Annotated in this window: 26 protein-coding genes and 3 tRNA genes; 10 read left to right on the top strand and 19 right to left on the bottom strand. The window is 48.1% G+C overall.

Annotated features, from left to right (window positions below):
* The first annotated feature begins 5 nt into the window (after nucleotides 1-5).
* Both torS and K0335_RS01025 read left to right on the top strand, forming a co-directional pair.
* On the top strand, nucleotides 6-2,744 hold the full coding sequence (gene torS / locus K0335_RS01030; RefSeq protein WP_104919659.1) for a TMAO reductase system sensor histidine kinase/response regulator TorS: 2,739 nt from the start codon (nucleotides 6-8) through the stop codon (nucleotides 2,742-2,744).
* 117 nt (nucleotides 2,745-2,861) lie between these two features.
* Nucleotides 2,862-3,242, top strand: coding sequence for a hypothetical protein (locus tag K0335_RS01025; RefSeq protein ID WP_104919658.1), 381 nt, complete (start codon nucleotides 2,862-2,864; stop codon nucleotides 3,240-3,242).
* Between the two features lie 126 nt (nucleotides 3,243-3,368).
* Here the strand turns inward: K0335_RS01025 and cbdX are convergent, their stop codons facing one another.
* Genes cbdX through appC form a run of 3 tightly spaced genes read right to left on the bottom strand, consistent with a single transcriptional unit; the run spans nucleotide 3,369 to nucleotide 6,205 of the window.
* Complete coding sequence (gene cbdX, locus K0335_RS01020) at nucleotides 3,369-3,500, bottom strand: cytochrome bd-II oxidase subunit CbdX (protein ID WP_104919657.1); 132 nt, start codon at nucleotides 3,498-3,500, stop codon at nucleotides 3,369-3,371.
* 12 nt (nucleotides 3,501-3,512) lie between these two features.
* Nucleotides 3,513-4,649 carry a cytochrome d ubiquinol oxidase subunit II gene (gene appB, locus K0335_RS01015; protein ID WP_219393694.1) on the bottom strand — a complete coding sequence of 379 codons (1,137 nt, stop codon included), beginning with the start codon at nucleotides 4,647-4,649 and terminating at the stop codon, nucleotides 3,513-3,515.
* 11 nt (nucleotides 4,650-4,660) lie between these two features.
* On the bottom strand, nucleotides 4,661-6,205 hold the full coding sequence (gene appC / locus K0335_RS01010) for a cytochrome bd-II oxidase subunit 1 (RefSeq protein WP_000263594.1): 1,545 nt from the start codon (nucleotides 6,203-6,205) through the stop codon (nucleotides 4,661-4,663).
* Between the two features lie 347 nt (nucleotides 6,206-6,552).
* On the opposite strand from appC, the gene kch reads away from it, so the two are divergent.
* Nucleotides 6,553-7,797: a voltage-gated potassium channel protein gene (gene kch, locus K0335_RS01005; RefSeq protein ID WP_104919655.1), complete on the top strand. Its 1,245-nt coding sequence runs from the start codon at nucleotides 6,553-6,555 to the stop codon at nucleotides 7,795-7,797.
* A gap of 48 nt (nucleotides 7,798-7,845) precedes the next feature.
* On the opposite strand, the gene K0335_RS01000 is transcribed toward kch, so the two are convergent.
* From K0335_RS01000 to uvrY, 7 genes are all read right to left on the bottom strand, one after another.
* Nucleotides 7,846-8,541: a hypothetical protein gene (locus K0335_RS01000; RefSeq protein ID WP_104919654.1), complete on the bottom strand. Its 696-nt coding sequence runs from the start codon at nucleotides 8,539-8,541 to the stop codon at nucleotides 7,846-7,848.
* A 165-nt stretch (nucleotides 8,542-8,706) separates the two neighbouring features.
* Nucleotides 8,707-8,793, bottom strand: a tRNA-Leu gene (locus K0335_RS00995).
* A gap of 12 nt (nucleotides 8,794-8,805) precedes the next feature.
* A tRNA-Cys gene (locus K0335_RS00990) sits at nucleotides 8,806-8,879 on the bottom strand.
* 54 nt (nucleotides 8,880-8,933) lie between these two features.
* Nucleotides 8,934-9,009 (bottom strand) — tRNA-Gly (locus K0335_RS00985).
* A 151-nt stretch (nucleotides 9,010-9,160) separates the two neighbouring features.
* Complete coding sequence (gene pgsA, locus K0335_RS00980; RefSeq protein ID WP_001160185.1) at nucleotides 9,161-9,709, bottom strand: CDP-diacylglycerol--glycerol-3-phosphate 3-phosphatidyltransferase; 549 nt, start codon at nucleotides 9,707-9,709, stop codon at nucleotides 9,161-9,163.
* A 56-nt stretch (nucleotides 9,710-9,765) separates the two neighbouring features.
* Nucleotides 9,766-11,598, bottom strand: a complete 1,833-nt coding sequence (uvrC, locus tag K0335_RS00975) for an excinuclease ABC subunit UvrC (protein ID WP_001283403.1) — start codon at nucleotides 11,596-11,598, stop codon at nucleotides 9,766-9,768.
* Nucleotides 11,595-12,251 carry a UvrY/SirA/GacA family response regulator transcription factor gene (gene uvrY / locus K0335_RS00970; RefSeq protein ID WP_000611317.1) on the bottom strand — a complete coding sequence of 219 codons (657 nt, stop codon included), beginning with the start codon at nucleotides 12,249-12,251 and terminating at the stop codon, nucleotides 11,595-11,597. Before uvrY ends, uvrC begins: the two co-directional genes overlap by 4 nt.
* 445 nt (nucleotides 12,252-12,696) lie before the next feature.
* Between uvrY and K0335_RS00965 the strand changes: the two genes are divergently transcribed.
* On the top strand, nucleotides 12,697-12,921 hold the full coding sequence (locus tag K0335_RS00965) for a DUF2594 family protein (RefSeq protein WP_000106486.1): 225 nt from the start codon (nucleotides 12,697-12,699) through the stop codon (nucleotides 12,919-12,921).
* 67 nt (nucleotides 12,922-12,988) lie between these two features.
* Here the strand turns inward: K0335_RS00965 and sdiA are convergent, their stop codons facing one another.
* The 8 genes from sdiA to K0335_RS00925 form a co-directional block, all read right to left on the bottom strand.
* The gene (gene sdiA / locus K0335_RS00960; RefSeq protein WP_000543721.1) at nucleotides 12,989-13,711 is read right to left on the bottom strand and encodes a transcriptional regulator SdiA; all 723 of its coding nucleotides are present in this window, start codon (nucleotides 13,709-13,711) and stop codon (nucleotides 12,989-12,991) included.
* A gap of 227 nt (nucleotides 13,712-13,938) precedes the next feature.
* Nucleotides 13,939-14,691 carry an L-cystine ABC transporter ATP-binding protein TcyN gene (gene tcyN / locus K0335_RS00955; RefSeq protein ID WP_219393693.1) on the bottom strand — a complete coding sequence of 251 codons (753 nt, stop codon included), beginning with the start codon at nucleotides 14,689-14,691 and terminating at the stop codon, nucleotides 13,939-13,941.
* Nucleotides 14,688-15,356, bottom strand: a complete 669-nt coding sequence (tcyL, locus tag K0335_RS00950; RefSeq protein ID WP_001158201.1) for a cystine ABC transporter permease — start codon at nucleotides 15,354-15,356, stop codon at nucleotides 14,688-14,690. Before tcyL ends, tcyN begins: the two co-directional genes overlap by 4 nt.
* Before the next feature lie 15 nt (nucleotides 15,357-15,371).
* Nucleotides 15,372-16,358, bottom strand: coding sequence for a D-cysteine desulfhydrase (dcyD, locus tag K0335_RS00945; RefSeq protein ID WP_160193995.1), 987 nt, complete (start codon nucleotides 16,356-16,358; stop codon nucleotides 15,372-15,374).
* Nucleotides 16,359-16,464: 106 nt separating this feature from the next.
* Nucleotides 16,465-17,265, bottom strand: coding sequence for a cystine ABC transporter substrate-binding protein (gene tcyJ, locus K0335_RS00940; RefSeq protein ID WP_015953333.1), 801 nt, complete (start codon nucleotides 17,263-17,265; stop codon nucleotides 16,465-16,467).
* A gap of 87 nt (nucleotides 17,266-17,352) precedes the next feature.
* Complete coding sequence (fliZ, locus tag K0335_RS00935; RefSeq protein ID WP_000218085.1) at nucleotides 17,353-17,892, bottom strand: flagella biosynthesis regulatory protein FliZ; 540 nt, start codon at nucleotides 17,890-17,892, stop codon at nucleotides 17,353-17,355.
* A gap of 58 nt (nucleotides 17,893-17,950) precedes the next feature.
* Nucleotides 17,951-18,667, bottom strand: coding sequence for an RNA polymerase sigma factor FliA (locus tag K0335_RS00930; RefSeq protein WP_001087452.1), 717 nt, complete (start codon nucleotides 18,665-18,667; stop codon nucleotides 17,951-17,953).
* Between the two features lie 165 nt (nucleotides 18,668-18,832).
* Nucleotides 18,833-20,083: a FliC/FljB family flagellin gene (locus K0335_RS00925; RefSeq protein WP_182227767.1), complete on the bottom strand. Its 1,251-nt coding sequence runs from the start codon at nucleotides 20,081-20,083 to the stop codon at nucleotides 18,833-18,835.
* 233 nt (nucleotides 20,084-20,316) lie between these two features.
* On the opposite strand from K0335_RS00925, the gene fliD reads away from it, so the two are divergent.
* The 4 genes from fliD to amyA all read left to right on the top strand — a co-directional run bounded on the left by fliD (nucleotide 20,317) and on the right by amyA (nucleotide 24,073).
* Nucleotides 20,317-21,723, top strand: a complete 1,407-nt coding sequence (gene fliD / locus K0335_RS00920; protein ID WP_000146106.1) for a flagellar filament capping protein FliD — start codon at nucleotides 20,317-20,319, stop codon at nucleotides 21,721-21,723.
* An 18-nt stretch (nucleotides 21,724-21,741) separates the two neighbouring features.
* A complete protein-coding gene (fliS, locus tag K0335_RS00915) occupies nucleotides 21,742-22,152 on the top strand; it encodes a flagellar export chaperone FliS (protein WP_104919650.1) in 411 nt (136 codons plus the stop codon).
* Nucleotides 22,149-22,520 carry a flagella biosynthesis regulatory protein FliT gene (gene fliT / locus K0335_RS00910; RefSeq protein WP_104919649.1) on the top strand — a complete coding sequence of 124 codons (372 nt, stop codon included), beginning with the start codon at nucleotides 22,149-22,151 and terminating at the stop codon, nucleotides 22,518-22,520. The genes fliS and fliT overlap by 4 nt, the downstream gene beginning before the upstream one ends.
* A gap of 65 nt (nucleotides 22,521-22,585) precedes the next feature.
* A complete protein-coding gene (gene amyA / locus K0335_RS00905) occupies nucleotides 22,586-24,073 on the top strand; it encodes an alpha-amylase (protein ID WP_104919648.1) in 1,488 nt (495 codons plus the stop codon).
* A gap of 32 nt (nucleotides 24,074-24,105) precedes the next feature.
* Here amyA and yedD read toward each other — a convergent pair whose 3' ends face one another.
* Complete coding sequence (gene yedD / locus K0335_RS00900; RefSeq protein ID WP_002431599.1) at nucleotides 24,106-24,519, bottom strand: lipoprotein YedD; 414 nt, start codon at nucleotides 24,517-24,519, stop codon at nucleotides 24,106-24,108.
* 165 nt (nucleotides 24,520-24,684) lie between these two features.
* Between yedD and yedE the strand changes: the two genes are divergently transcribed.
* On the top strand, nucleotides 24,685-25,911 hold the full coding sequence (gene yedE, locus K0335_RS00895; protein WP_331716986.1) for a selenium metabolism membrane protein YedE/FdhT: 1,227 nt from the start codon (nucleotides 24,685-24,687) through the stop codon (nucleotides 25,909-25,911).
* Complete coding sequence (gene yedF, locus K0335_RS00890; protein ID WP_104919646.1) at nucleotides 25,908-26,141, top strand: sulfurtransferase-like selenium metabolism protein YedF; 234 nt, start codon at nucleotides 25,908-25,910, stop codon at nucleotides 26,139-26,141. The genes yedE and yedF overlap by 4 nt, the downstream gene beginning before the upstream one ends.
* The last annotated feature ends 37 nt before the right edge of the window (nucleotides 26,142-26,178 follow it).

The following is a 26,178-nucleotide window of genomic DNA, read 5'->3' as shown; positions in this document are numbered from 1 at the left end:
TGACCGTGAATTTAACCCTGACCCGAAGACTCTGGATGGGCTTTGCCCTGATGGCGCTGTTAACCCTGACCAGTACCCTGGTGGGATGGTACAACCTGCGCTTTATCAGCCAGGTGGAAAAAGACAACACTCAGGCATTGATTCCTACCATGAATATGGCTCGCCAGTTGAGCGAAGCCAGCGCCTGGGAACTTTTCGCCGCGCAGAACCTGACCAGTGCCGATAACGAAAAGATGTGGCAGGCGCAGGGGCGAATGCTCACCGCACAAAGCCTGAAGATTAACGCGTTGCTGCAAGCGTTACGGGAACAAGGTTTTGATACCACCGCTATTGAACAACAGGAGCAGGAGATCTCCCGTTCGTTACGTCAACAAGGGGAACTGGTGGGGCAGCGTTTGCAACTGCGCCAGCAACAACAGCAACTCAGCCAGCAGATAGTCGCTGCTGCCGATGAGATCGCACGCCTGGCGCAAGGTCAGGCGAATAATGCGGCGACCTCTGCCGGAGCGACCCAGGCCGGGATTTACGATTTGATCGAACAACATCAGCGTCAGGACGCAGAAAACGCACTTGATCGGCTGATTGATATCGATCTTGAGTACGTTAACCAGATGAATGAACTGCGCCTTAGCGCCCTGCGCGTGCAGCAAATGGTGATGAATCTGGGGCTGGAACAGATCCAGAAAAATGCGTCAACGCTGGAAAAGCAACTCAATAATGCGGTTAAAATTCTGCAACGTCGGCAAATACGCATTGAAGATCCCGGTGTTCGTGCACAGGTCGCGACAACGTTAACTACCGTTAGCCAATATAACGATTTGCTGGCGCTTTATCAGCAGGACAGTGAAATCAGTCATCGCCTGCAAAGTCTCGCGCAAAATAACATCGCCCAGTTCGCGCAGTTTAGTAGCGAAGTCAGTCAACTGGTCGACACCATTGAGCTGCGTAATCAGCATGGCCTGGCGCATCTGGAAAAAGCCAGTGCACGCGGGCAATACAGCCTGTTATTGCTGGGGATAGTTTCTCTTTGCGCACTGATTCTGATCCTCTGGCGCGTGGTTTATCGCTCAGTCACGCGTCCCCTTGCCGAACAAACGCAGGCGCTGCAACGACTGCTGGACGGTGATATCAACTCCCCTTTCCCGGAAACCGCTGGCGTGCGGGAGCTGGACACCATCGGGCGGCTGATGGATGCGTTTCGCAGCAGTGTTCATGCGCTTAATCGCCACCGCGAACAGCTGGCGGCGCAGGTAAAAGCGCGCACAGCCGAATTGCAGGAACTGGTGATAGAACACCGACAGGCACGGGCGGAAGCAGAAAAAGCCAGCCAGGCAAAGTCGGCGTTTCTGGCGGCAATGAGCCATGAGATCCGCACACCGCTGTACGGTATTCTCGGTACCGCGCAACTGCTGGCAGATAACCCCGCACTTAATGCCCAGCGTGATGATTTGCGGGCAATTACTGACTCTGGTGAATCGTTGCTGACCATCCTCAACGATATTCTCGATTATTCGGCTATCGAAGCAGGCGGCAAGAATGTTTCGGTCAGCGATGAGCCCTTTGAACCGCGCCCGCTGCTGGAAAGTACCCTGCAATTAATGAGCGGACGGGTGAAAGGTCGCCCAATTCGCCTGGCAACGGCAATTGCCGACGATGTTCCGACCGCGTTAATGGGCGATCCGCGACGAATTCGTCAGGTCATTACCAACCTGTTGAGCAACGCCCTGCGTTTCACTGACGAAGGGCAAATTATCCTGCGTAGTCGCACTGATGGCAAACAATGGCTGGTCGAAGTGGAAGACAGCGGCTGCGGTATTGATCCCTCGAAACTGGCTGAAATCTTCCAGCCATTTGTTCAGGTGAGTGGCAAACGCGGCGGCACCGGGCTGGGGCTGACTATCAGTAGCCGTCTGGCCCAGGCGATGGGCGGCGAACTCAGCGCCACCAGCACGCCGGAGGTTGGAAGCTGTTTTTGTTTACGCTTGCCGTTACGTATTGCCACGGCACCCGTGCCAAAAACAGTCAATCAGGCGGTGCATCTGGACGGTTTACGTTTGCTGTTAATTGAAGATAACCCGCTAACCCAGCGAATTACCGTTGAGATGCTGAACAACAGTGGTGCGCAGGTCGTTGCTGTTGGCAATGCCGCGCACGCGATAGAGACGTTGCAAAATAGCGAACCGTTTGCTGCCGCACTGGTGGATTTTGATCTGCCGGATATCGACGGTATTACCCTTGCCCGACAACTGGTACAGCAATATCCGTCGCTGGTTTTGATTGGCTTTAGCGCCCATGTCATCGACGAAACGTTGCGCCAGCGTACCAGTTCACTATTTCGCGGGATTATCCCTAAACCGGTGCCGCGTGAAGTGCTCGGTCAGTTACTGGCGCACTATCTCCAACTGCAAACCAGTAACGATCAGCCGTTGGATATATCGCAACTCAATGAAGATGCTCAGTTGATGGGGACGGAGAAGATCCACGAATGGCTGACATTATTTAAACAACATGCCCTGCCGCTTCTCGATGACATCGACATTGCCCGCGCCAGTCAGGAAAGCGAGAAAATAAAGCGTGCCGCACATCAGCTAAAAAGCAGTTGCTCGAGTCTGGGAATGCGTAGCGCCAGCCAGCTATGCGCACAACTGGAGCAGCAGCCTCTGTCGGCTATTGCACTGCGAAAAGAGATTATGAAAAGTATCTCAGCACTGGAAGTCTGGATCAGCCAAAAGTTACACCCGTGATAATTCACCCCTATTAGTGACTATTGAGCGTTTAAGCAGCAACTACACTCTAAATAATTCGAGCCACGGTCCGTATTATATGAAACATGATGAGTATATAACTGATGCAGGAGATACATGATGAAACGATTGTTAGCGTTAGTCATAAGCATATTTTTTATTTCTGCTTGCTCCTCAGCCATTGAAAAACCAGCAAATAATGGCATTACTTTTAGCAATACCGCTCCCTCGGTTACGCCAACAAAAGCCTTCCCAATGCGTCCTGACTATGATCCCTGGGATACCAACCCCACACCAACTCCATCACCAAAACCACCAAAACCGGAGCCCAAAGAACCAACAGAACCTAAACCAACGCCTAAACCCAAAAGTTATGAAAATCATTTTTTATTAGATAATGAAACGCAGCGTAATAACTCACTTATTAACATTCAACAGAATAACGATAAGTTGATTAATCCGGGTCAACAGATGCTGGAAAATAATGGCGGGTACTAATACACAGAAACCCCAGCGATTAATGGCTGGGGTCAGATTGTTGACAAAGCGAGCTTTATTTATGCCGAATTATTGGCCTACAAAAGCATGTTAAATCAACATATTTAGCCTGATAAACATATCGCATCAAGCAATTTTATGATTACCAGCCGCCTCGTCTTTTTTAGCGCTCTCAAACCGTGGCTCAAGCCATACCAGAACCAGTGACGTTATGGTGCACATCAGCAAAATGCCAACAAACCAGAGTTGATACCACATTGTTACTGCTCCTCAATAAAGTTCACTATCGTGGCGGCGAACAGTGTCTGTATTAATTCTTCCCCACAGCTTGTAGTAACTCCATAAGGTATACAGCAATACAATTGGCAGGAAGACCAATACGATAACCAACATAATACTTAATGTTTTATCACTTGATGTACAATCCCAGAGCGTCAGACTTGAAACAGGACTCACACTGGATGGCATAACAAAGGGGAAGAGTGCCACACCAGCGGTAAATATCACGCCAAACTGTGTCAGCGATGCCATGACAAATCCCCAGCCAGGGCGTTTTCGACTCAATGCAAATAATGCCAGCATTGGCCCTACCAGGCCAAGCAGCGGGAAAATCAACAATGAAATGGTGTTAAAAAAGTTGCGCATCCATACGCCAGGCGCGATCACGACAATTTTCATTAATGGATTTGCAGGACCATTAGTATCCTGATCCAGCAGCAAATAACCGTCAATGCCTACCCACAACCAGTATCCTGCCAGCAGGAAGCAAAGCACCACTAATAGTGCACTGCGTTTGGTGGCGGATAACGCCCGCTGACGGAGGATGCCTTCTGTTTTCAATTGTAACCAGACGCCTCCCTGCATGATGACCAGGCATAGGCTGAGCGCCCCACAAAGCAGCGCAAACGGCGATAATAGCTGCCAGAAGGTACCGAAATATTCCACCCTTAATTGCGGTGTAAAAGCAAAAGGTACACCAAGAAGCAAATTGCCAAACGCCACACCAAAAACTACGGGCGGGATAACGCTACCGATAAATAACCCTGCATCCCACATTGTGCGCCAGCGTTTGTTAGCAATTTTGCCACGATAATCAAACGCAAGGGGGCGGAAGAACAATGCGCAAAGGACAAGGATCATGGCGACATAAAATCCAGAAAAAGCAGCAGCATATACTCGTGGCCAGGCAGCGAATAACGCACCACCCGCAAGAATCAACCATACCTGGTTGCCTTCCCAGTGCGCCCCAACGCTATTAATCACCACCCGGCGTTCCTCATCATCCCGGGCAACCAATGGCAGCAGGCAGCCGATCCCCATATCAAAGCCATCGGTCACCATAAAGACCACAAGGATGACACCGATCAGCAACCACCAGATAAACCGTAATGTTTCGTAATCAAACATGACTCTTTTCCTTACCCCTGTTGCTGGACGGGTTGTTCACTGTGCATTGCTCCTGGCCCGAGCCGGGCATATTTCTGCATCAGATAGACTTCTGCGATCAAAAACAGTGTGTACAGCCCAAGGATCAATCCCATTGAAAATGCCAGTTGGCCGACGGTAAGTGCAGAATGAGCCGCCCAGGTTGGTAGAATATCCTGAATCGCCCACGGCTGACGACCAAACTCAGTCATAAACCAGCCGGCTTCAATGGCAATCCAGGGTAATGGTAAGCTCCAGAACACCATGCGTAGCACCCAACGATGTTGTTCGATGCGCCCGCGAATCGTCTGTACCAGAGCAATCAACATCACCAATAACAGTAATGAACCACAGCCAATCATGATGCGAAAACTCCAGAACACAGGGGCTACCTGAGGAATTGCGCCGCGCATGGCCGCCTGGTATTGCTCTGGCGTCACGTTATTCATATCTGGCGCGTAACGCGCCAACAACATGCCATACCCGAGGTCATCCTCAACGGCACGGAATGCGCGTAGTATGTGTGGCGAACGGTCACCCTGCGAAATTTCATTCATTAACAACCAGGCAATACGCCCTCGTTGCAAACGCGGCAAAGTCTCTGCCATCAGATTTTTCAGCCCCGGAACGGGCTTATCTAAAGAATGGGTCGCCAGTATCCCCAGCAACGCCGGAATTTTGATAGCGAAGGCATTTTTTTCCTGCTCTTGCTCAGGCCAGGCTAACAGATGAAAGGGGGCGGGAGCGGGTTCTGTTTGCCACTCCCCTTCCATTGCCGCCAGTTTCACTGGTTGTACTTTTGCTACTTCATAAGCTGAACTGTCGCCAAGTTGTAGCGTTCCCAGAATCGCTAAGGTGCCAAATACCGAACCAATGGCAAACGAGCGCAGCGCCACATCGCGTTCACGCCCACGCAGTAAATACCAGGCACTGATCGCCATAATGAACATCGCACCTGTCACATAACCGGACATAACGGTATGGACAAATTTCACCTGACTTACCGGATTGAGTACCAGATCACTAAAGCTGGTCATCTCCATACGCAAGGTTTCAAGATTAAAATGCGCCCCGGTGGGATATTGCATCCAGCCATTGCCGTTAAGTATCCATAGTGCAGAGATATTGGAACCGAAGGCTACCAGCCAGGTCACCAGTAGATGCTGGTATTTATTGAGACGCTGCCAGCCAAAGAAAAACAGACCGACAAAGGTAGATTCCAGGAAGAAAGCCATTAACGCTTCCATCGCCAACGGTGCGCCGAAAATATCACCCACATAGTTGGAATAGAAAGACCAGTTGGTGCCAAACTGAAACTCCATGGTCAGGCCTGTCGCCACACCAAGAGCAAAGTTAATGCCGAATAACTTACCCCAGAAACGGGTCATGTCACGGTAGATTGTTTTGCCGGTTACCACATAGATGGTTTCCATGACAGCCAGCAAAAAAATCAACCCCAAAGTGAGAGGAACAAACAAAAAGTGATAGAGCGCGGTCAGTGCAAACTGCCAGCGCGAGAGGTCAATAACATCCCACATGCGAACTCCTGTAGGCGATTAGAGGGAAATAACCTGCTAATAGTAGTTCGCTTGCTATACCACTACATCCTATGTGTATATAGATAAGCCGATTGTGGTAATTAAAGAACTAAATTTATTATTTCACTTTGCGGACATATTCTTAGGATTTTTATTATTACGCTAAGTATACAAAAGTGAACGATAAATCCGCATGGAGCGGATTTGAACAAGACTTATCGCGACACCGTGAAAATCTTTGATTCTTGAGGATAATCTCATCTAGTATTATCTGACAGGTTGAAAATCCGACTTGCTCTGGCGGGATAAAACCACCAGTTAATTGAGAAAAGTTGCAGAGGTTTTCAGTGAGTCACTTGGCTGTATTTAAAAGAGTAATTATAAAATTATGGCTGGCATGCAGGCATGACATAACCGCTCTGGCTGTACTTATTAACGGTTTACTTATTTTTAAAACCATTTATGGAATGTCTGTTAGCCTGTTGGATATTTTCCATATCCACGCCTACACAGGATTAGATCTTTCACTGCTTGCTAACGCCCCACTGTTCATGCTTGGGGTGTTTCTGGTTTTGAACTCCATTGGTTTGCTTTTTCGCGCCAAACTTGCCTGGGCCATAAGCCTGATACTGCTGTTGATTACACTAATCTACACACTGCATTTCTATCCTTATCTTAAATTCAGTATCGGTTTTTGCCTCTTTACGATGGTGATGCTGCTGTTACTGAGTAAAGATTTTTCCCACAGCAGCGCCACTGCGGGCAGTATCTTTGCGTTTATCAGTTTCACCACCTTATTGTTTTACTCTACCTATGGTTCGCTATATTTGGGAGAAGGCTTCAATCCCAAAATAGAAAGTCTGGTGACTGCATTCTATTTTTCAATAGAAACCATGACTACTGTCGGTTATGGCGATATTGTGCCGGTTTCAGAGACTGCCCGCTTGTTCACTGTATCGGTAATTATTTCGGGCATTACGGTTTTCGCAACATCTATTACATCGATTTTTGGCCCGCTAATCCGTGGCGGCCTGAACAGACTGGTTAAAGGGAAAAAGCATACTATGAATCGCAAAGATCACTTTATTGTCTGCGGTCACTCTATTCTGGCGGTAAACACTATCTTGCAACTCAACCAGCGTGGGCAAAAAGTTACCGTGATCACTAACCTGCCAGAAGATGAAGCTAATCTGCTGGATCAGCGGTTAGGTGGCAATTTCGATATGATTTTAGGTGACAGTAATGACAGCGCGATTTTGAAAAAAGCCGGCATTGACGACTGCCGGGCGATTCTGGCGCTCAGTGACAATGATGCCGATAACGCCTTTGTGGTGCTTTCAGCGAAAGATCTCAGCAAAGATGTCAAAACTGTATTGGCAGTAAGCGACAGCAAAAACCTGAACAAAGTGAAAAAAGTACAACCTGATATCATCCTGTCACCACAATTATTTGGTAGCGAGATTTTAGCCCGTATCTTAAACGGCGAAGAGATCGACAATAATATGCTGGTATCGATGCTACTGAACTCCGGGCATGGACTGTTTGGTGATAACGATACTGACGAAAAAAAGACGAATGAGGTTAAAGCGTAACTCAATATGGAGGGTACCATGCCCTCCGAGTTTACATATTGCAGACAGTCAGCTACGGCTATGCCCCTCACGATTAAGCAGTGTATTCGGAAAAAGAGAACTTGCCAAACCAATTAAAAGATATTCAAGAAAATTTAATCTTGTTGCGCCGAATTCAGGCCAGACGCCAATATCATTTTTGTTCCAGGCCTTACACCAGAACCAGATATCCTGCTTAAGTTGCGGTTTCTCGGTTGGGAAATCCACAAACACGTTTTTCGCCCAGTGTAGATACTTCTGTGTGACGTACTTTGTATCATGTCCAGGTAAGACACATGCACTGAGATCGCCAATATGATACTGGTAGTTATCCCCCCAACGAGCAAATTTATCTTTCACCCGCTCGACATCTTTTATATTCGCTGAAATTGCATTAATACGCCCTTTCGATTCTGTTTTACCGATATAGAGAGGAATAACATCCTCGTGATCGCGTATAAACATCATATAAATCAAACCATCGAACTGATTGCTTTCACGAGCAATGTCATCCAGCAGAATATTAGTTTGAGAGATAACCAGTGATTCCATAGATTCACTTCGGACCAGGAGACGCCGGGTTGCCTTTTTCCCAACCTGCTTGATACGAACCATAGATTCATTATCAACATCAAAAAGAGGAGTGGTGTTAGCAATGATCTGTTGTCGCTGACAGAAAGCATCCCACAACGCTTTACGTTGCCCAATACTATGTTGAGTCACCATCTTTTTGATTCCTGATAAAAATCTTGTTTTCGCTCTCTTATGTGTAATTCAGGAATTCCGAGGCTTAGTGTCCAGAGAAAGAGAGAAATTTCATGTACAAAAAAACCACCCGAAGGTGGTTTCACGACACTGCTTATTGCTTTGATTTTATTCTTATCTTCCCCATGGTACCCGGAGCGGGACTTGAACCCGCACAGCGTTGCCGCCGAGGGATTTTAAATCCCTTGTGTCTACCGATTCCACCATCCGGGCTCGGGAAGAAATTGGAGGCGCGTTCCGGAGTCGAACCGGACTAGACGGATTTGCAATCCGCTACATAACCGCTTTGTTAACGCGCCAAATTCTTCAGGCCTTTCAGCCAGACACCCGCTTATCGCCGATGCCTTTTAAACTGGAGCGGGAAACGAGACTCGAACTCGCGACCCCGACCTTGGCAAGGTCGTGCTCTACCAACTGAGCTATTCCCGCATTCACCAAGCAATTTGTTAATCACTTGATTTCATTATCGTCTGGCAATCAGTGCCGCCGTTCGATGCGTTGCATTCTACTTACCTGACGCGATGAGTCAACGATATTTTTCGCCGCAGATGATCGTTTGCTGAAAATTGCGGCGAAACGATCACTGTTCAAGCAAATCTGCTCGCGCAGCGTTCAAATACTGGAACATTGACCACAGTGTCAGCACAGCAGCAACGAAGAATAATGCAATCCCCGCATACTCGACCCAAATGTTCGGACGCCATAACAGCCATGCCAGCGCTACCATTTGTGCCGTGGTTTTCACTTTACCAATCCAGGATACAGCCACACTACTGCGTTTGCCCAGTTCCGCCATCCACTCACGCAGTGCAGAAATAATAATTTCACGCGCAATCATGGTTGCTGCCGGTAACGTCACCCACCAGCTGTGGTAGTGCTCGGTAACCAGTACCATTGCAATTGCCACCAGGACTTTGTCGGCAACGGGATCAAGAAACGCCCCGAAACGGGTGCTTTGATTCCAGCGCCGCGCCAGGAAACCATCAAACCAGTCGGTCACTGCCGCGACGCAGAAAATAAGCGCAGCAGCAAATGGCGACCAGGTGACAGGGAGATAAAAGACCAATACAAAGAATGGGATAAGGATGACGCGAAACAGCGTGAGCAACGTAGGGATATTAAATTGCATAATGACGGGTAACTATCTGTTGTCAGAGAAATTACCCCTATGTTGCTACAGCGGACTCAATGTTTCAACGACCAGAAGATCTTTTCTGCCAGACCTTGCGAAATACCCGGCACTTTTGCAATTTCCTCGACACTTGCGTTACGTAATCCTTGCAAACCGCCCATATATTTCAACAGCATTTGACGGCGCTTAGGACCGACACCTTCGATCGTTTCCAGGGTACTGGTGTTTTTGACTTTGGCCCGTTTTTTACGATGCCCGCCAATGGCGTGATCGTGCGATTCATCGCGAATATGCTGGATGACATGCAGAGCGGGAGAATCTGACGGCAAACTAAACCCTTCCCCTTCTGGTTCAAAGAATAACGTTTCCAACCCGGCTTTACGGTCAGCGCCTTTGGCAACGCCCAAAAGCAGCGGACGGTTTTTATCCCAGGGAACATCCAGTTCGGCAAAAACAGCTTTGGCCTGCGCCAGTTGCCCTTTACCACCGTCGATCAGGATAACGTCCGGAATCTTACTTTCTTCGATTGCTTTGCCATAGCGACGACGAAGAACCTGATTCATTGCCGCATAATCATCGCCGGGTGTAATACCCGTAATGTTGTAACGGCGATATTCCGACCGCAACGGACCATTGGCATCAAACACCACACAAGACGCTACGGTCTGTTCCCCCATGGTATGACTGATATCGAAACACTCCATCCGTTTAACTTCAGGAAGTTTCAATACCGTTGCGAGGGCCGAGAGACGCTGATGAACGGTGGATTGTTGCGAAAGCTTGCTGGTCAGTGCTGTCGCAGCATTCGTTCGCGCCAGTTTAAGGTAACGCGCACGATCACCACGTGGTTTGGTCTGGACGTTGATCCGCCGCCCCGCCAGCTCTGTAAGTGAATCGGCAAGCAGCGTTTTATCACTGAGATTAAAATCAAGCAGGATTTCGCCAGGCAACGTTCTCATCTGGCTTCCCTGCAGATAAAACTGCCCGACAAAGGTTTCAACGACTTCGCCAAGCTCAGTGCCTCCAGGAACTTTTGGAAAATAACTGCGACTGCCTAGTACCTTTCCCTGACGAATAAATAGCACATGTACACATGCCATGCCTGCATCAAACGCCACACCAATAACATCCAGGTCATCACCGGTATTAGAAACAAATTGTTTTTCAGTTACCCGGCGAACGGCCTGAATTTGATCCCGAATACGTGCTGCCTCTTCAAATTCAAGGTTCTGACTGGCCTTTTCCATACGTGCAATCAGTTGTGTAAGCACCTGATCATCTTTGCCAGATAAAAACAGGCGTACGTATTCAACCTGCTGAGCGTACTCTTCTTCGCTGACCAGACCAGCTACACACGGCCCCAGGCAGCGGCCAATCTGGTATTGCAGACAAGGACGAGAGCGGTTGCGATAAACGCTGTTTTCACACTGGCGGATAGGGAAGATTTTTTGGAGTAGTGCCAACGTTTCCCGCACGGCATAACCATTTGGGAAGGGGCCAAAATACTCCCCTTTCGCGTGCTTTGCACCGCGATGCATAGCAAGACGCGGGTGCGTGTCACCACTCAGGAATATAAAGGGATAAGATTTATCATCGCGCAACAGTACGTTATAGCGCGGTTGATAAAGCTTAATATAGTTATGTTCCAGTAACAGAGCTTCCGTCTCGGTGTGTGTCACCGTGACATCAATTTGCTGGATCTGAGCAACCAGTGCTTCTGTTTTACGTGAAGCAAGGTTGCTGCGGAAATAACTGGAAAGGCGTTTTTTGAGGTCTTTGGCTTTACCCACATAAATGACCGTACCGCCGGCATCATACATACGATAGACGCCAGGCTGACTGGTAACGGTTTTTAAAAACGCTTTGGCATCAAACTGATCACTCACTGGCTTGATAATGTCTCCGCATTACACAGGCCATGGCGAATCGCCAGGTGGGTCAGTTCAACATCACCGTGAATGTTTAGTTTACTGAACATACGGTAGCGATAACTGTTCACCGTTTTCGGGCTGAGATTCAGTTGTTCTGAGATCTCATTAACCTTCTGGCCTTTGGTGATCATCAGCATAATCTGCAATTCACGTTCGGACAAACTGGCAAAAGGCGTTTCGGTTTTTTCCGGCTCGATCTGGCTGAGCGCCATCTGCTGCGCAATATCCGACGCAATATACCGCTGCCCTGAATAAACAGAACGAATCGCGCTAACCACTTCCTGGGGGGCTGCTCCTTTGCTCAGGTAACCTGCCGCACCCGCCTGCATAACTTTTGCAGGCAACGGGTTTTCAGTGTGAACGGTCAACATAATCACTTTGATATCTGCTGAAGAGCGCGCGATTTTGCGCGTTGCTTCAAGGCCACCGATACCAGGCATACTCATGTCCATCAACACCACATCGACGGTGTTAGAACGGCACCATTTAACGGCGTCTTCGCCGCAACATGCCTCACCGACAACTTTTATACCCTTTATATCTTCCAGAATGCGTCGTATCCCTGCGCGCACCAGTTCGTGGTCATCAACAAGAAGAACGTTGATCAAAGGAATATCTCCAGAATAGGGATAACGCTACTGATATTATGTCGTCCCTATATTAGCGGGTTTTACCCCAACTTTGAAATGTTAAAATGTCCGTCATTAGATTTTGCTCTCGTTTTTGGAAATTATTTCGTACAGTTTCCTGTAACGCCTTCCTCTACAGCCTGCTTGCCGCGCGGTAAGCGAGACAGGTTTCAGAAAAGTGACAAAAAATTCACCTTGCTGTCCATCACATTCAAATTAACATGCATTTTTGTAACAACAATTAACGAACTATATACGCGAGATAAACGATGAATGAATAAAATATAAGCTTGATTGCAAATTGTTTATTCGTCTGGTGGCAATGATATTTACGCTCATAAATTAACCACTGATATTTTTCGCCGGGCTTATGATATACTCCGCCGCCTTCACATTTGTCATTGCAACATTTAGAGGAAAATAAATGAGTACGCCTGATTTTTCCACTGCTGAAAATACTCAAGATCTGGCTCATGAAATCGCTTGCCTGAAGTCCATGTTAACCCTGATGTTACAGGCCATGGGGCAAGCTGACGCCGGGCGCGTAATGTTGAAAATGGAAAAACAGCTGGCGCTGATCGCAGATGAAACTCAGGCTGCGGTATTTTCTAAAACTGTTAAGCAAATTAAACAGGCTTACCGCCAGTAAACAAAAACCGGCTGACAGCCTGACTTTCAGCCGGTTTTTGCCTTTTTCACACAGAACGGTTTTCCCTTCAGATTATCCCCGTTGCCGCCGCATAACAGGCCACCTGCGTTTTATTGGGGGCATTGAATTTTTTCTGCATATTCTTTTGATGAAAATTGACGGTATTTTCTGATATCGACAAAATCATGGCGATCTCTGCTGAAGTCTTCCCTTCTGCTGTCCAGCGCAGGATTTCAGTTTCCCGTTTACTAAAACGCATCGCGGGCGTCATCACCATCTCGTGTTGCAATCGTGCCAGAACATTAAGACTTTCACGTACCAGAAGTTGCAGTTTCAACTCCAGTTCATCATGGGCAATTGGCCCTTCACGAGCACTCATGCGGGAAAGCGAAAGAAAACCAAGCGCTCTATTAGACAACATCAAGTATTGCGTTACCCCTCTACGCAACCCATGCGCCCGCGCCGCATCCCACAGTGGTTGTGCTTCGCTAAACAATGCGTCATCCCACAACAGATGGCCCTGACTAAAGTTTTCTGGCTTTAAGACGGGATCGATCGCTAAAAAGTTGTGCTGCTGGTAATAAGACACCCAGGCTTCAGGATAAGTTGAATAATACGCCACTTTGGGCCTTGTAAACGGGACGGGATGACGGACACACAAAGAATAATAATCAAATTCCAGTTTTTGTGTTTGAAGTTGTAATTCCTGAAAAACATCTTCAGCGGAAGCCATTTCCTGAAAGCGTGACAGCATAGTCCGTCGCCAGGTGAAAAATTCAATATCATGCATACAAATTGCAATATCCCATGGCGCTAAACTCATTTATACGGATGAAATAAACTATCACATAAACATATTTTATATAAAAAAATAATCACTTCGTTGACGGTTTAATTAGTTTCAGCAACTTTTCCTACTAATTTCAGGGTATTGCATTTAGAAAAATTCAATATCTAAAAATTCGAAAAGAATATATTCCCCAGACCAACACGCAGCCTGGGGAATCTTTATCCGCTTTATTGCAGAAGAAATTTTTCCAGGAACAGACGGGTTCGAGGCTGTTTTGGATCAGCAAATAGTGATTTTGCTGGCCCTTGTTCAACAATTTTACCCTGGTCCATAAATATTGCCCGATCAGCAACATCACGGGCAAAACTCATTTCATGAGTTACTATTACCATGGTTCGCTTTTCTTCGGCCAGTTGACGAATTGTATTTAACACTTCCCCGACTAACTCAGGATCTAATGCCGACGTCGGCTCATCAAATAAAATAACTTCCGGGCGCATCGCCAGTGCACGAGCGATCGCCACACGCTGTTGTTGCCCTCCTGACAAGCGACGTGGATAACTGTTTTCTTTACCGGCAAGGTCAACTTTCGCCAGTAACTCCCGCGCACGTGCTATCGCCTCTTCTTTTGCTTCGCCTTTAACGATTACCGGTCCTTCAATAATATTTTCCAGCACTGTACGGTGAGGAAACAGATTAAAGTTTTGAAAAACAAAACCGACATGCTGACGCAGCTGGCGGATTAGCCCTTTTTGTTGGCTAAGCGCACGTCCGGCATCGATCGTTATCTCTCCCACTTTAATCGTGCCAGACTCCGGTTGTTCCAGGAGATTAATACTACGTAACAACGTCGTTTTCCCGGAACCGCTGGGGCCAATAATCGCCACCACTTCCCCGGTTTTCACCGCCAAATCAATCCCGTGTAATACAGTTTGACCATGGAATTTTTTTACCAGGTTTTTAACTTCTATCGCACTCATTTCGGCTCTCTCTCCTGGCGGTTAAGTTGATTTTCGAAATAGTTTTGCAGGGTAGAAAGCACTGTTGCCATGATCCAGTAAATCAGGGAGGCCGCCAGATACATCGTGAACACTTCCAGCGTACGCGAGGTGATCAACTGTGCCTGACGGAACAACTCTGGCACCTGAATCGTCGCCGCCAGCGAAGTGTCTTTCACCAGACTGATAAAACTGTTGCTCAGTGGGGGTAATGCCACACGTGCTGCCTGGGGCAAAATTGCCCGGCGCATCGTTTGCCAGGGCGTCATACCAATACTGGCTGCCGCTTCCCACTGCCCTTTATCAATAGAAGAAATAGCTGCCCGTAAAGTCTCGGCAGCATATGCCGCCGTGTTTAATGACAAACCAATCATTGCCGACGGCACCGGATCGAGTTCAATACCAAACTGCGGCAAACCGTAATAGATCATAAATAGCTGTGCAATAAGCGGCGTGCCACGAAAAATCGAGATATAAAACCGTGCCAGCCAACGCAGTGGCCCAACCGGAGAAAGCCGCATTAACGCAAGAATAAACCCAAGCAGCAGCCCAAAAAACATCCCGCCAATACTTAATTGCAGAGTAAAGACCGCACCTTTGAGTAGATATGGCAAGGATTCAATAACTAAATCAATACTTTCTTGCATGAGCAGTTCCGAAAGTTATACGTGCGGATGATAGGCGAAAAGCGCAGGCGCCCCACCAGTATGAATAAACAGAATCGGGCCCTGATCTTTAAAGCGTTTCTGGCTGATGCCATCAATCAACCCGGCCATCGCTTTGCCGGTATAAACCGGATCAAGCAAAATGCCTTCCAGCCGCGCCAGCAATTTCACCGCTTCCATCCCCTCTTCGTTCGGCGTACCGTACCCTGGTGCAAAGTATTCATCCCAGAGTGTAATTTCTGCCGCTGCACTCAGTTCAAGTTCACGAGCGACCGCCTGTTGCAAAGCAACCACTTTCGGTTTTTGGTCGGCAACGGAGCGGGACACGGTAACCCCGATCAATTCAGTTTCTGGCAGCAGATGTTCCAGCCCTACCGCCAGCCCGGCATGTGTACCCGCGCTACCGGAAGCCACCACCACTGAAGAAAGATTAACCGCACCTTCGCACTGTTGTGCGATCTCCAGCGCGCTTTCGACATAGCCCAGCGCCCCCAGCACATTTGAACCGCCGACCGGGATAACATACGGACGAAATCCCTGAGCTTCTATGCGCGTGGCGAGCTCCTGTAATTGTGCATCTGGATCATCGAGTGCTGCGCACATCTCCACCTGAACGTTGAATAAATCCAGCAATAGTCGATTGCCATTACTGAGATAGTTTTCCGCCTGCGTACCGATGGGATTTTCCAGTAAAGCGACGCAATGCAAGCCCAGTTTTGCCGCCACAGCGGCTGTCTGGCGCACATGATTTGACTGAATTGCCCCTGCCGTTACCAGAGTATCAGCACCTTCCCGCAGCGCATCGGCGGCAAGGAATTCCAGTTTGCGGACTTTATTGCCGCCCATTGCCAGCGGCGTCACATCATCGCGTTTTATAAATATTTCACGACCGAGGTAATCAGAAAAACGCGGCAGATATTCAAGAGGCGTTGGTGCGCCAATAAATTCCAGACGCGGGAAACGCGTTAAGTTTTGCAGTGACATGGAGCCTCCGGTAAACATTGATGTGAGTTATTGTTTATTATGCACCCGGTTGAGAATTAAATAAAAAAGGCGCCGGTTAAAGCGCCTTTTTTGTCGTTTACAATGATTATTTCGTCACATCAGCGCCAAACCATTTTTGTGAGAGTGCCTGCAAAGTGCCATCTTTTTGCATTTCGGCAATCGCTTCATTGACCGCTTTCAGCAGGTCTTCATTGTTCTTACGCACAGCCACGCCCGATTCCTGACGGGAGAACGCGTCACCTGTTACCGCAAGTGTGTCTTTGGTTTTCTTTACCAAATCCAGTGCGGCAAGACGATCCACCAGGATGGCATCAATGCGACCGACTCGCAGATCCTGATATTTGGTTGGATCATCGTCATAGGTACGAATGTCTACGCCCTGCACATTCTGGCGCAACCACTCTTCATAGTTCGTCCCTAATCCGACACCCACTTTTTTACCTTTTAAATCATTCGCCGTTTTAATCGTTCCTTCATTACCTTTTTTCACCAGCGCCTGAATACCGGAGACGGTGTAGGGGGTAGAGAAGTCATATTTTTTCTTACGTTCGTCAGAGATGGTGACCTGATTAATCACCACATCAATACGTTTTGAATCCAGCGATGCCAGCATTCCGTCCCATTTGGTTGGTTTCAGCGTCGCTTCAACACCGAGATGTTTAGCCAGTTGCTGGGCAAATTCCACTTCAAAACCAGTCAACTTGCCATCATCGCCCTGAAAACTGAACGGAGGATAAGTACCTTCGAGGCCCACCAGCAGCGTGCCTCGCTCTTTAACTTTATTTAACAGGCCTTCATCTGCAAAGGTTTTTGCGCTCATTCCGGCAACCAGTGCCAGCGCCATAACGCTCAACAACGCCCGACGTCCCAGAAGTGCTAATTTCATAATTACCCCAAATGTTGTCAGTAACGGCATCAGTGTAGAGCGTTTCTGACTCGCGCCAAAAAACACTCCGTTACATCTTATTCATTTTTAATATATATCAGATGTAAGTCTCTGAACCTGTAAAGAAGGATTTTGTGATCGATACTGCTCATATTTACGCAGCGCGATAAGGTAATTGGTGGTGCTGGTTTGCGGTAACCATGGCGCAAGGATTTCATCCAGATATCCTTCTGCCAGTAGCGCACGTGAAACGTGTTGTTGATGGAGGTGATTACCCAGGCGGCGCAGGCGCACGACATACTCACGAATGGAGCTATGGCTCATTTCGGCCTGTTCTATCAGAAATTGTTTAAAACCCACAATATCGAAGAAATCATTGTGAGCTTTGCAATGCAGATCACCACAAAAACGGCACAGCGCAGACCATTGTTGTTGTTCTTCCTGCCACTCTGGCTCATCCATGGGGGTATCAAGGCGAGCAATTTCCAGCTTGTTAACAATTTGCCCGCTGCGCACAAGAGTGATGCGATCGAGCAATTTGCGGCAGTGGGTACAATGCGTCTGGCTATGTTTAAAGTCTTTCAGGTAGCGGCTCAGAGGCCGTCGTTTGCTTTGCTGCACCGTCATGATAACTCCTGGTAGTCAATTCGTTGTGCGGCATTTGACGGCAATGTGGTTACCGTATTCACCTACCCAGTTTGCTGCGTAATCGTTTGATGGCCTGGCTATGCAACTGACTGACGCGCGACTCCCCCACTTCCAGTACCGCGCCGATCTCTTTGAGATTCAGCTCTTCCTGATAGTAAAGGGTAAGCACCAATTTTTCACGCTCTGGCAAACGTTCGATGGCATCCATTACTTGCTGGCGCAGATCACTCTCCAGCAACTGGTGCAGCGGATTAGCCTGCTGATGCTCTTCGGTGATCAGTTCAGCACTGTCACCATGCTCTTCCCGCCATTCGTCATAGGAAAACAACTGACTGTTATTGGTATCGAGCAACATCTGGCGATACTCTTCTGTCGAGATCCCCAGTCGTTTTGCCACTTCCGTTTCGCTGGCGTTGCGCCCTAACTCTTGTTCCAGTTGCCCTATTGCCTGCGCCACTTCGCGCGCATTGCGGCGGACACTACGCGGCGCCCAGTCACGGCTGCGTAGTTCATCCAGCATTGCCCCTCGGATACGCTGCACTGCGTAAGTTGTAAATGCCGTTCCTTGCAGAGCGTCATAGCGGTCTACTGCGTTCAATAACCCGATGCCGCCTGCCTGTAGCAGGTCGTCCAGTTCTACGCTCGCGGGCAGCCGCACCTGTAGGCGCAGTGCTTCGTGTCGCACCAGCGGCACATAGCGTTGCCACAGCGAGTGTTTATCCATTACGCCTTCAGCGGTATACAGTGAATTCACGATAAACAGCCCTGCGTTAGATGTGTTATCGGCATGATTATCCGTTTCTGTAGAGGATTTAATCGGATGAATAGTGGGTGAAATGGGGGGTTATTTGCAGGTTACGGCTATTTGCCTGCTAGAAAAAACCCCGCCGGAGCGGGGTTTGGCAGAATATAGCGGCGATTAACGCAGCAGAGACAGTACGTTCTGCGTGGTCTGGTTAGCCTGTGCCAGAACAGAAGTACCTGCTTGTTGCAGGATCTGCGCACGAGACATGTTAGACACTTCGGTCGCGTAGTCAGCATCTTCGATACGGCTACGGGCAGAAGACAGGTTGTTTACAGTGTTGCCAAGGTTGGTGATGGCAGAGTCGAAACGGTTTTGTACTGCACCTAATTGGCTACGGAATTTGTCAACATCAGACAGGGCTGCATCAATTTTCTCTAATGGATTTACTGTAATATCAGGCGTGACTGCAGTACCAGCAGTCACTGTACCATCGTCGGCAAATACTACTTTTTTATACGTTGAGCGTCCAGTCACAGCATCTGTATTGCGGATCGCATAAGTATCATTACCCTTGTCATCTTTATATTTAACTAAATCATCATTAATACCAAGGCCTTTATTATCAAATTTAACAGTTTTACCTATAGTGGTAACATCTTTTGCTGTACCAGAAGCGGTATATGCCGCTCCCTTTGAATCGAATGTTACAGTACCATTCGTATTATCCACTTTTGCTTCATAACTTTTACCGCCAATAGTCACAAATGATTTTCCTGTATCATCCGTTTGCAATTTACCACCAGTAGTGGCTGCGCCGCTGAGATCAGTCAGCATTGCCTCTTTGAAGGCGACACTAACATTCAATGAAGTACCACCTGAAACAGTGTTCCCCATTTTAGTTACATCTAGTTTATCGAGACCAAGTGTTGATGAATCGATTTTCTTCAGATCAATTGAAATTGTTTCATTGTCATTCGCGCCAACCTGGATAGTTAATTTACCATCTTTGCTTAACACTTTCGTTCCGTTAAAATCCGTTTGCTCCGCAACACGGTTAATTTCTGTTAAACGTTGATCAATTTCATCCTGGATGGATTTCAGGTCAGAGTCAGAGTTAGTTCCATTAGCTGCCTGAACAGAAAGTTCACGTACACGCTGCAGGTTATTGGTGATTTCGTTTAACGCACCTTCAGTAGTCTGCGCGATAGAAATACCATCATTCGCGTTACGGGAAGCCTGAGTCAGACCTTTAATATTTGCCGTAAAACGGTTAGCAATCGCCTGACCTGCTGCGTCATCTTTAGCACTGTTAATACGCAGGCCAGAAGAGAGACGTTCAATGGCGGAGCTCAGAGAAGACTGAGATTTATTCAGGTTATTCTGGGTCAACAGCGACAGGCTGTTTGTATTAATGACTTGTGCCATGATTTTTTCCTTATCAAATACCACTTGATGTTATTGGGCTGTTGCCCACGGTTTCTCACCGTACCCCTTGTATCGGCACCTGAATTTCGAACTTTAGAAAATTTTTACTCGCCGAATTACCTGCTTTATGTCTCACTATTCCGCGCATTATCAACGCCCCTTTTTCCTTAAACTTTGGCGAAAGATTGCCGATAACGCACTTATCTTCTGTTTGCAATCAAAAGGAATAAGGCATGGCTTCGTTTACTTCGTTGGGTGTTGGCTCTAATTTACCGCTGGATACATTACTGACGAACCTGACTACCGCAGAGAAAAAACGCTTAACGCCCATTTCCCAACAGCAGAGCAGCAATACCGCCCGGTTGACGGCATTTGGCACCTTAAAAAGCTCGCTGGAGAAATTCCAGACAGCGAATACTGCTTTAAACGATGCCGCCCTTTTTAAAAGCACCACAGCGGTCAGCTCCTCGACGGATTTAACCGTCAGCACCACTGCCGGTGCCGCTGCCGGGATTTATAAAATCAGCGTCAGCCAACTGGCGCAGGCGCAGTCTATTCGCACTACGACACCTGTCACCGACAGCAAAGCCATTCAGGGTAATAGCAACAGCGAACGTACGCTGGTTATCAAGCAGGATGGCAAAGACAAGCCGCTGGAAATTAAGCTCACCAGTGAACAAACCTCTCTGGAGGGGCTGCGTGATGCCATTAACAATGCCGATGGTGGGGTTTCTGCCAGCATTGTGAAAGTGAAAGATAATGACTATCAACTGGTATTAACCTCATCAGAAACAGGTCTGGAAAATCAGATGAGTGTTTCAGTACAAGGTGATGACAAATTAAACCAGTTTATTAGCTTTAATAACCCGGATGTCACCGGAAATAATGTCGAACAAATTGTCGAAGCGCAGGACGCCAAACTTAGCGTAAACGGGATTAATATCGAGCGCAGCAGCAATACCATTACCGATGCGCCACAAGGAATTACGCTAAACCTGACAAAAGTCGTCGATGACGTCACGATCACCGTCAATAAAAGTGATGAAAAATCTACCAGCGCAATTAAAGCATGGGTTGAGGCATATAACTCTCTGGTCGATACCATCGGTTCACTGACTAAATATACGGCAGTTGATCCTGGCGCTGAAAAACAAGATACCAGTAATGGCGCATTGTTGGGTGACAGCACCGTGCGCACAATCCAAACCGGTATTCGTGGGCAATTTTCTGCCAGTGCCAACAGCGGTAATTTTCAAACATTATCGCAAATCGGCATTACCCAGGACGGGACCACCGGCAAATTAAAAATTGATGACGATAAACTGAAAAAAGCGCTTAGCGAACATTCGGTTGATGTGCAGCAATTATTAGTTGGTGATGGTAAAGAAACCGGTATTACCACCAAAATTGCCGGGCTGGTAAAAGGCTATCTGGCTGATGACGGTATTATCGACAGCGCGCAGGACAGTATTAACAGCACACTGAAAAAATTAACCAAACAGTATCTTTCTGTCAGTGCCAGCATCGATGACACTATCGCCCGCTATCAGGCGCAGTTTACCCAGCTCGATACCATGATGAGCAAACTGAATAACACCAGCACTTACTTAACCCAACAATTTGAAGCTATGAGCAGCTAATCAAAACATGAGGTAACTATGTCTACCGCGAGCGGTATCCAAGCGTATGCGCAAGTCGGTGTGGAAAGTGGCGTGATGAGCGCCAGTCCACATCAGTTGATCGAGATGTTATTTGATGGTGCCCACAGCGCCCTGGTGCGCGCTCGCCTGTTTATGCAGCAAGGCGAAATCGTGGCGAAAGGTGAAGCCCTCAGTAAGGCCATCAATATTATTGATAACGGATTAAAAGCGGGTCTGGACGAAGAGAAAGGGGGTGAACTCGCGCGTAATCTTTCCAGTCTCTATGACTATATGGTTCGCCGCCTGCTACAGGCCAATGTGCGTAATGACGTCCAGGCCATTGAGGAAGTTGAAGGGTTATTGGGCAATATTGCCGATGCCTGGAAACAGATTTCGCCAAAAGGCGTTTCCCAGGAGTTACGTGAATGACCTCACCTGTGGAGTTTATTAGCCGTTGGCAGCGAGTAGCGCTGCTAAGCCAGTCGTTGCTGGAGCTTGCTGAACGTGGTGAATGGAACCTGCTTCTGGATCAGGAAGTTTCCTATCTACAAGGGATTGAAGCAGTCATGCAATCACAAACTCCACCTAAAATGGCACCGGGTGTCCAGGAGATGATCACCGGCTATATCAGCCAGGCACTCAATAATGAGCAAAAGCTTAAAGGGCTGCTGCAACTGCGCCTGGACGAACTTAGTGGCCTGATAGGCCAATCGACACGCCAAAAATCCATCAACCATGCCTATGGCCATCTGTCGGGAATGTTGTTGGTGCCGAAAGCGCCCTTCGTCCAACAATAATCTCTCGCTTCGTCTTAAAATCTTCCATACTCCAGAAGTCGCTAATGACTTCTGGAGCACGGAAGATGAAAAACCCCACACTTTTGCAATGCTTCCACTGGTATTACCCGGAAGGCGGTCAACTCTGGCCCGAACTGGCAGAACGCGCCGACGGTTTAAATGATATTGGTATCAATATGGTCTGGCTTCCCCCGGCGTATAAAGGCGCTTCGGGGGGATATTCCGTTGGCTACGACTCTTATGATCTGTTTGATTTAGGTGAGTTTGACCAAAAAGGCACCATTCCTACCAAATATGGTGATAAAGCGCAGCTGCTTGGTGCGATCGATGCCCTGAAACGTAACGATATTGCCGTCTTGCTGGATGTGGTAGTGAATCACAAGATGGGCGCGGACGAAAAAGAAGCGATTCGTGTTCAGCGAGTCAACGAAGATGATCGCACGCAAATTGACGATGAAATTATCGAATGCGAAGGCTGGACGCGTTATACCTTCCCTGCCCGTGCGGGAAAATATTCGCAATTCATCTGGGATTTCAAATGCTTTAGCGGCCTTGACCATATCGAAAACCCCAATGAAGATGGCATTTTTAAAATCGTTAATGACTACACCGGAGAGGGCTGGAACGATCAGGTTGATGATGAATTGGGTAATTTCGATTACCTGATGGGCGAGAATATCGATTTTCGCAATCATGCGGTCACGGAAGAGATCAAATACTGGGCGCGTTGGGTCATGGAACAAACGCAATGTGATGGTTTTCGTCTCGACGCGGTAAAACATATTCCCGCCTGGTTTTATAAAGAGTGGATTGAGCACGTGCAGGAAGTCGCGCCAAAACCGCTGTTTATTGTGGCGGAATACTGGTCGCACGAGGTCGATAAACTGCAAACGTATATTGATCAAGTGGAAGGTAAAACCATGCTGTTTGATGCGCCGCTGCAAATGAAATTTCACGAAGCATCTCGCATGGGGCGTGACTACGATATGACACAGATTTTCACGGGTACGCTGGTGGAAGCAGATCCTTTCCATGCCGTTACCCTGGTGGCAAACCACGATACTCAGCCATTACAGGCACTGGAAGCCCCCGTAGAACCGTGGTTTAAGCCGCTGGCCTATGCCCTGATATTGCTGCGAGAAAACGGTGTACCTTCGGTGTTCTACCCTGATCTTTACGGTGCTCATTACGAAGATGTCGGCGGTGATGGGCAAACGTACCCGATTGATATGCCGGTTATTGAGCAACTGGATGAGTTAATTCTCGCCCGCCAGCGGTTCGCTCATGGCGTACAGACACTCTATTTTGACCATCCGAACTGTATCGCCTTTAGCCGTAGCGGGACTGACGAAGCTCCGGGATGTGTGGTGATAATGTCCAACGGCGACGATGGCGAAAAAACCATTACTCTTGGTGAAAATTATGGCAATAAAAACTGGCGAGATTTCCTCGGTAATCGACAAGAGAGTGTGGTGACCGATGAAAACGGCGAAGCAACGTTTTTTTGCAATGGCGGTAGCGTCAGTGTGTGGGTTATTGAAGAGGTGATTTAAAAATATCCCCGGCAGCACGCCGGGGTATGAGGTTACGGCAGCGGCGTCGGCAACGGCGCTTTTGCCAGGGCCGCTGCACACTCTGCGGTTGGACGATCCACGCGTTCCATCGTCATACCGTCATATTCAATCGTGTTGCCATCTCGCTCAATCTCATACAGTTCACGTTTCACGGTGACATTGGTGAGATCATCAGACATCAGCGTCAGCTTACCAGGTAAAGCAATCACCCGCTGCCACTGACGACAATCCAGCGTATCGCCCGCTTTGGTGACAATCAGACTCCCTATCGCTTCCGGGCTAACCAGGCTGCGTTGTGGCCCTTTGGTTTGCCAGTATCCTGCCAGCCAGTCGGGCGCGGGAGTTTTCACGACATTGTTATAATTTTCGACTTCGGCACAGCCAGCCAACAGCATAAGTGCGCCTGCAATTGCGAGTTTTTTCATCATTAGTCCTGCATGAGAAGAAAAGAGGATTGTGGCATTAAAGCCCTGATGCTGCCAGCCTTTCCAGGTTCCACCAGAAATTTGATCTAACCATTATTTTTATCAATTATTACCCCGCAAATAAATTTGTCTGGTGTATTATTCGCGGCTCTTGTTTCAAACCTTCTGAGTTCAGAGGCTACATACATGTCATGGCAACAATTCAAACAAGCCTGGTTGATTAAATTCTGGGCGCCTATCCCTGCGGTCATCGCGGCCGGTATTCTCTCCACTTATTATTTTGGCATCACTGGCACCTTCTGGGCAGTCACTGGCGAATTTACCCGTTGGGGCGGTCAGATCCTGCAACTGTTTGGCGTACATGCCGAAGAGTGGGGATACTTTAAAATTATCCATCTCGAAGGCTCGCCATTAACCCGGATCGACGGGATGATGATCCTCGGTATGTTTGGCGGTTGTTTTACCGCAGCTCTCTGGGCTAACAACGTTAAATTACGTATGCCACGTAGCCGTATTCGCATTATGCAAGCCATTGTCGGTGGCATAATTGCCGGGTTTGGCGCACGTTTGGCGATGGGCTGTAACCTCGCCGCGTTCTTTACCGGCATTCCACAGTTCTCACTACATGCGTGGTTCTTTGCCATTGCCACCGCTATCGGCTCATGGTTCGGGGCGCGCTTTACCCTGTTACCCATTTTCCGTATTCCGGTAAAAATGCAGAAAGTCTCTGCCGCATCGCCATTAACCCAAAAACCTGATCAGGCGCGACGTCGCTTCCGCCTTGGGATGTTGGTCTTTATCGGTATGCTTGGCTGGGCGCTATTAACGGCGATGAATCAACCAAAACTGGGGCTGGCGATGCTGTTTGGCGTCGGTTTTGGTTTGCTGATTGAACGTGCGCAAATCTGCTTTACTTCCGCCTTCCGCGATATGTGGATCACCGGTCGCACACATATGGCAAAAGCGATCATTATCGGTATGGCGGTGAGTGCGATTGGTATTTTTAGTTATGTGCAGTTGGGTGTAGAACCGAAAATCATGTGGGCAGGTCCTAACGCAGTGATCGGTGGTTTACTGTTTGGGTTTGGTATTGTGCTGGCGGGTGGCTGCGAAACGGGCTGGATGTACCGCGCCGTGGAAGGTCAGGTGCATTACTGGTGGGTCGGTCTTGGCAACGTCATCGGCTCTACGATTCTGGCTTACTACTGGGATGATTTTGCTCCGGCACTAGCAACCGACTGGGACAAAATCAACCTGCTGAAAACTTTTGGCCCGATGGGCGGCCTGTTGGTGACTTATTTGTTACTGTTTGCAGCGCTGCTGCTGATTATCGGTTGGGAAAAACGCTTCTTCCGTCGTGCTGGCGTGCAAAGCGTTAAGGAGATTACATGAGAAACATCGTTCCTGATTATCGTCTTGATATGGTTGGCGAACCTTGCCCATATCCGGCGGTCGCTACCCTTGAAGCCATGCCGCAGTTAAAAAAAGGCGAAATTCTTGAAGTGGTGAGCGACTGTCCACAGTCGATCAATAACATCCCACTGGATGCCCGCAATCACGGCTATACCGTGCTCGACATCCAACAAGATGGCCCGACCATTCGCTATTTAATTCAAAAATGAATTCAGGTTACCCACCGCATGGTGGGTAACTCTTTTA

Origin of the sequence: Escherichia sp. GZ89, assembly GCF_019366485.1 — a bacterium.
Lineage (GTDB): Bacteria > Pseudomonadota > Gammaproteobacteria > Enterobacterales > Enterobacteriaceae > Escherichia > Escherichia fergusonii.
Note: the sequence above shows the minus strand (reverse complement) of the source record. Positions and strands in the feature narration are given on the sequence as shown.

Coding starts and splice junctions, on each gene's coding strand:
- tcyJ (WP_015953333.1), bottom strand. CDS start 17,265: ATGAAATTAGCACTTCTGGGACGTCGGGCGTTGTTGAGCGTTATGGCG.
- fliT (WP_104919649.1), top strand. CDS start 22,149: ATGACCTCACCTGTGGAGTTTATTAGCCGTTGGCAGCGAGTAGCGCTG.
- sdiA (WP_000543721.1), bottom strand. CDS start 13,711: ATGCATGATATTGAATTTTTCACCTGGCGACGGACTATGCTGTCACGC.
- appB (WP_219393694.1), bottom strand. CDS start 4,649: ATGTTTGATTACGAAACATTACGGTTTATCTGGTGGTTGCTGATCGGT.
- K0335_RS01000 (WP_104919654.1), bottom strand. CDS start 8,541: ATGGTGACTCAACATAGTATTGGGCAACGTAAAGCGTTGTGGGATGCT.
- K0335_RS00965 (WP_000106486.1), top strand. CDS start 12,697: ATGAGTACGCCTGATTTTTCCACTGCTGAAAATACTCAAGATCTGGCT.
- cbdX (WP_104919657.1), bottom strand. CDS start 3,500: ATGTGGTATCAACTCTGGTTTGTTGGCATTTTGCTGATGTGCACCATA.
- amyA (WP_104919648.1), top strand. CDS start 22,586: ATGAAAAACCCCACACTTTTGCAATGCTTCCACTGGTATTACCCGGAA.
- K0335_RS00925 (WP_182227767.1), bottom strand. CDS start 20,083: ATGGCACAAGTCATTAATACAAACAGCCTGTCGCTGTTGACCCAGAAT.
- K0335_RS01025 (WP_104919658.1), top strand. CDS start 2,862: ATGATGAAACGATTGTTAGCGTTAGTCATAAGCATATTTTTTATTTCT.
- yedF (WP_104919646.1), top strand. CDS start 25,908: ATGAGAAACATCGTTCCTGATTATCGTCTTGATATGGTTGGCGAACCT.
- pgsA (WP_001160185.1), bottom strand. CDS start 9,709: ATGCAATTTAATATCCCTACGTTGCTCACGCTGTTTCGCGTCATCCTT.
- appC (WP_000263594.1), bottom strand. CDS start 6,205: ATGTGGGATGTTATTGACCTCTCGCGCTGGCAGTTTGCACTGACCGCG.
- yedD (WP_002431599.1), bottom strand. CDS start 24,519: ATGAAAAAACTCGCAATTGCAGGCGCACTTATGCTGTTGGCTGGCTGT.
- fliS (WP_104919650.1), top strand. CDS start 21,742: ATGTCTACCGCGAGCGGTATCCAAGCGTATGCGCAAGTCGGTGTGGAA.
- tcyL (WP_001158201.1), bottom strand. CDS start 15,356: ATGCAAGAAAGTATTGATTTAGTTATTGAATCCTTGCCATATCTACTC.
- dcyD (WP_160193995.1), bottom strand. CDS start 16,358: ATGTCACTGCAAAACTTAACGCGTTTCCCGCGTCTGGAATTTATTGGC.
- fliD (WP_000146106.1), top strand. CDS start 20,317: ATGGCTTCGTTTACTTCGTTGGGTGTTGGCTCTAATTTACCGCTGGAT.
- fliZ (WP_000218085.1), bottom strand. CDS start 17,892: ATGACGGTGCAGCAAAGCAAACGACGGCCTCTGAGCCGCTACCTGAAA.
- tcyN (WP_219393693.1), bottom strand. CDS start 14,691: ATGAGTGCGATAGAAGTTAAAAACCTGGTAAAAAAATTCCATGGTCAA.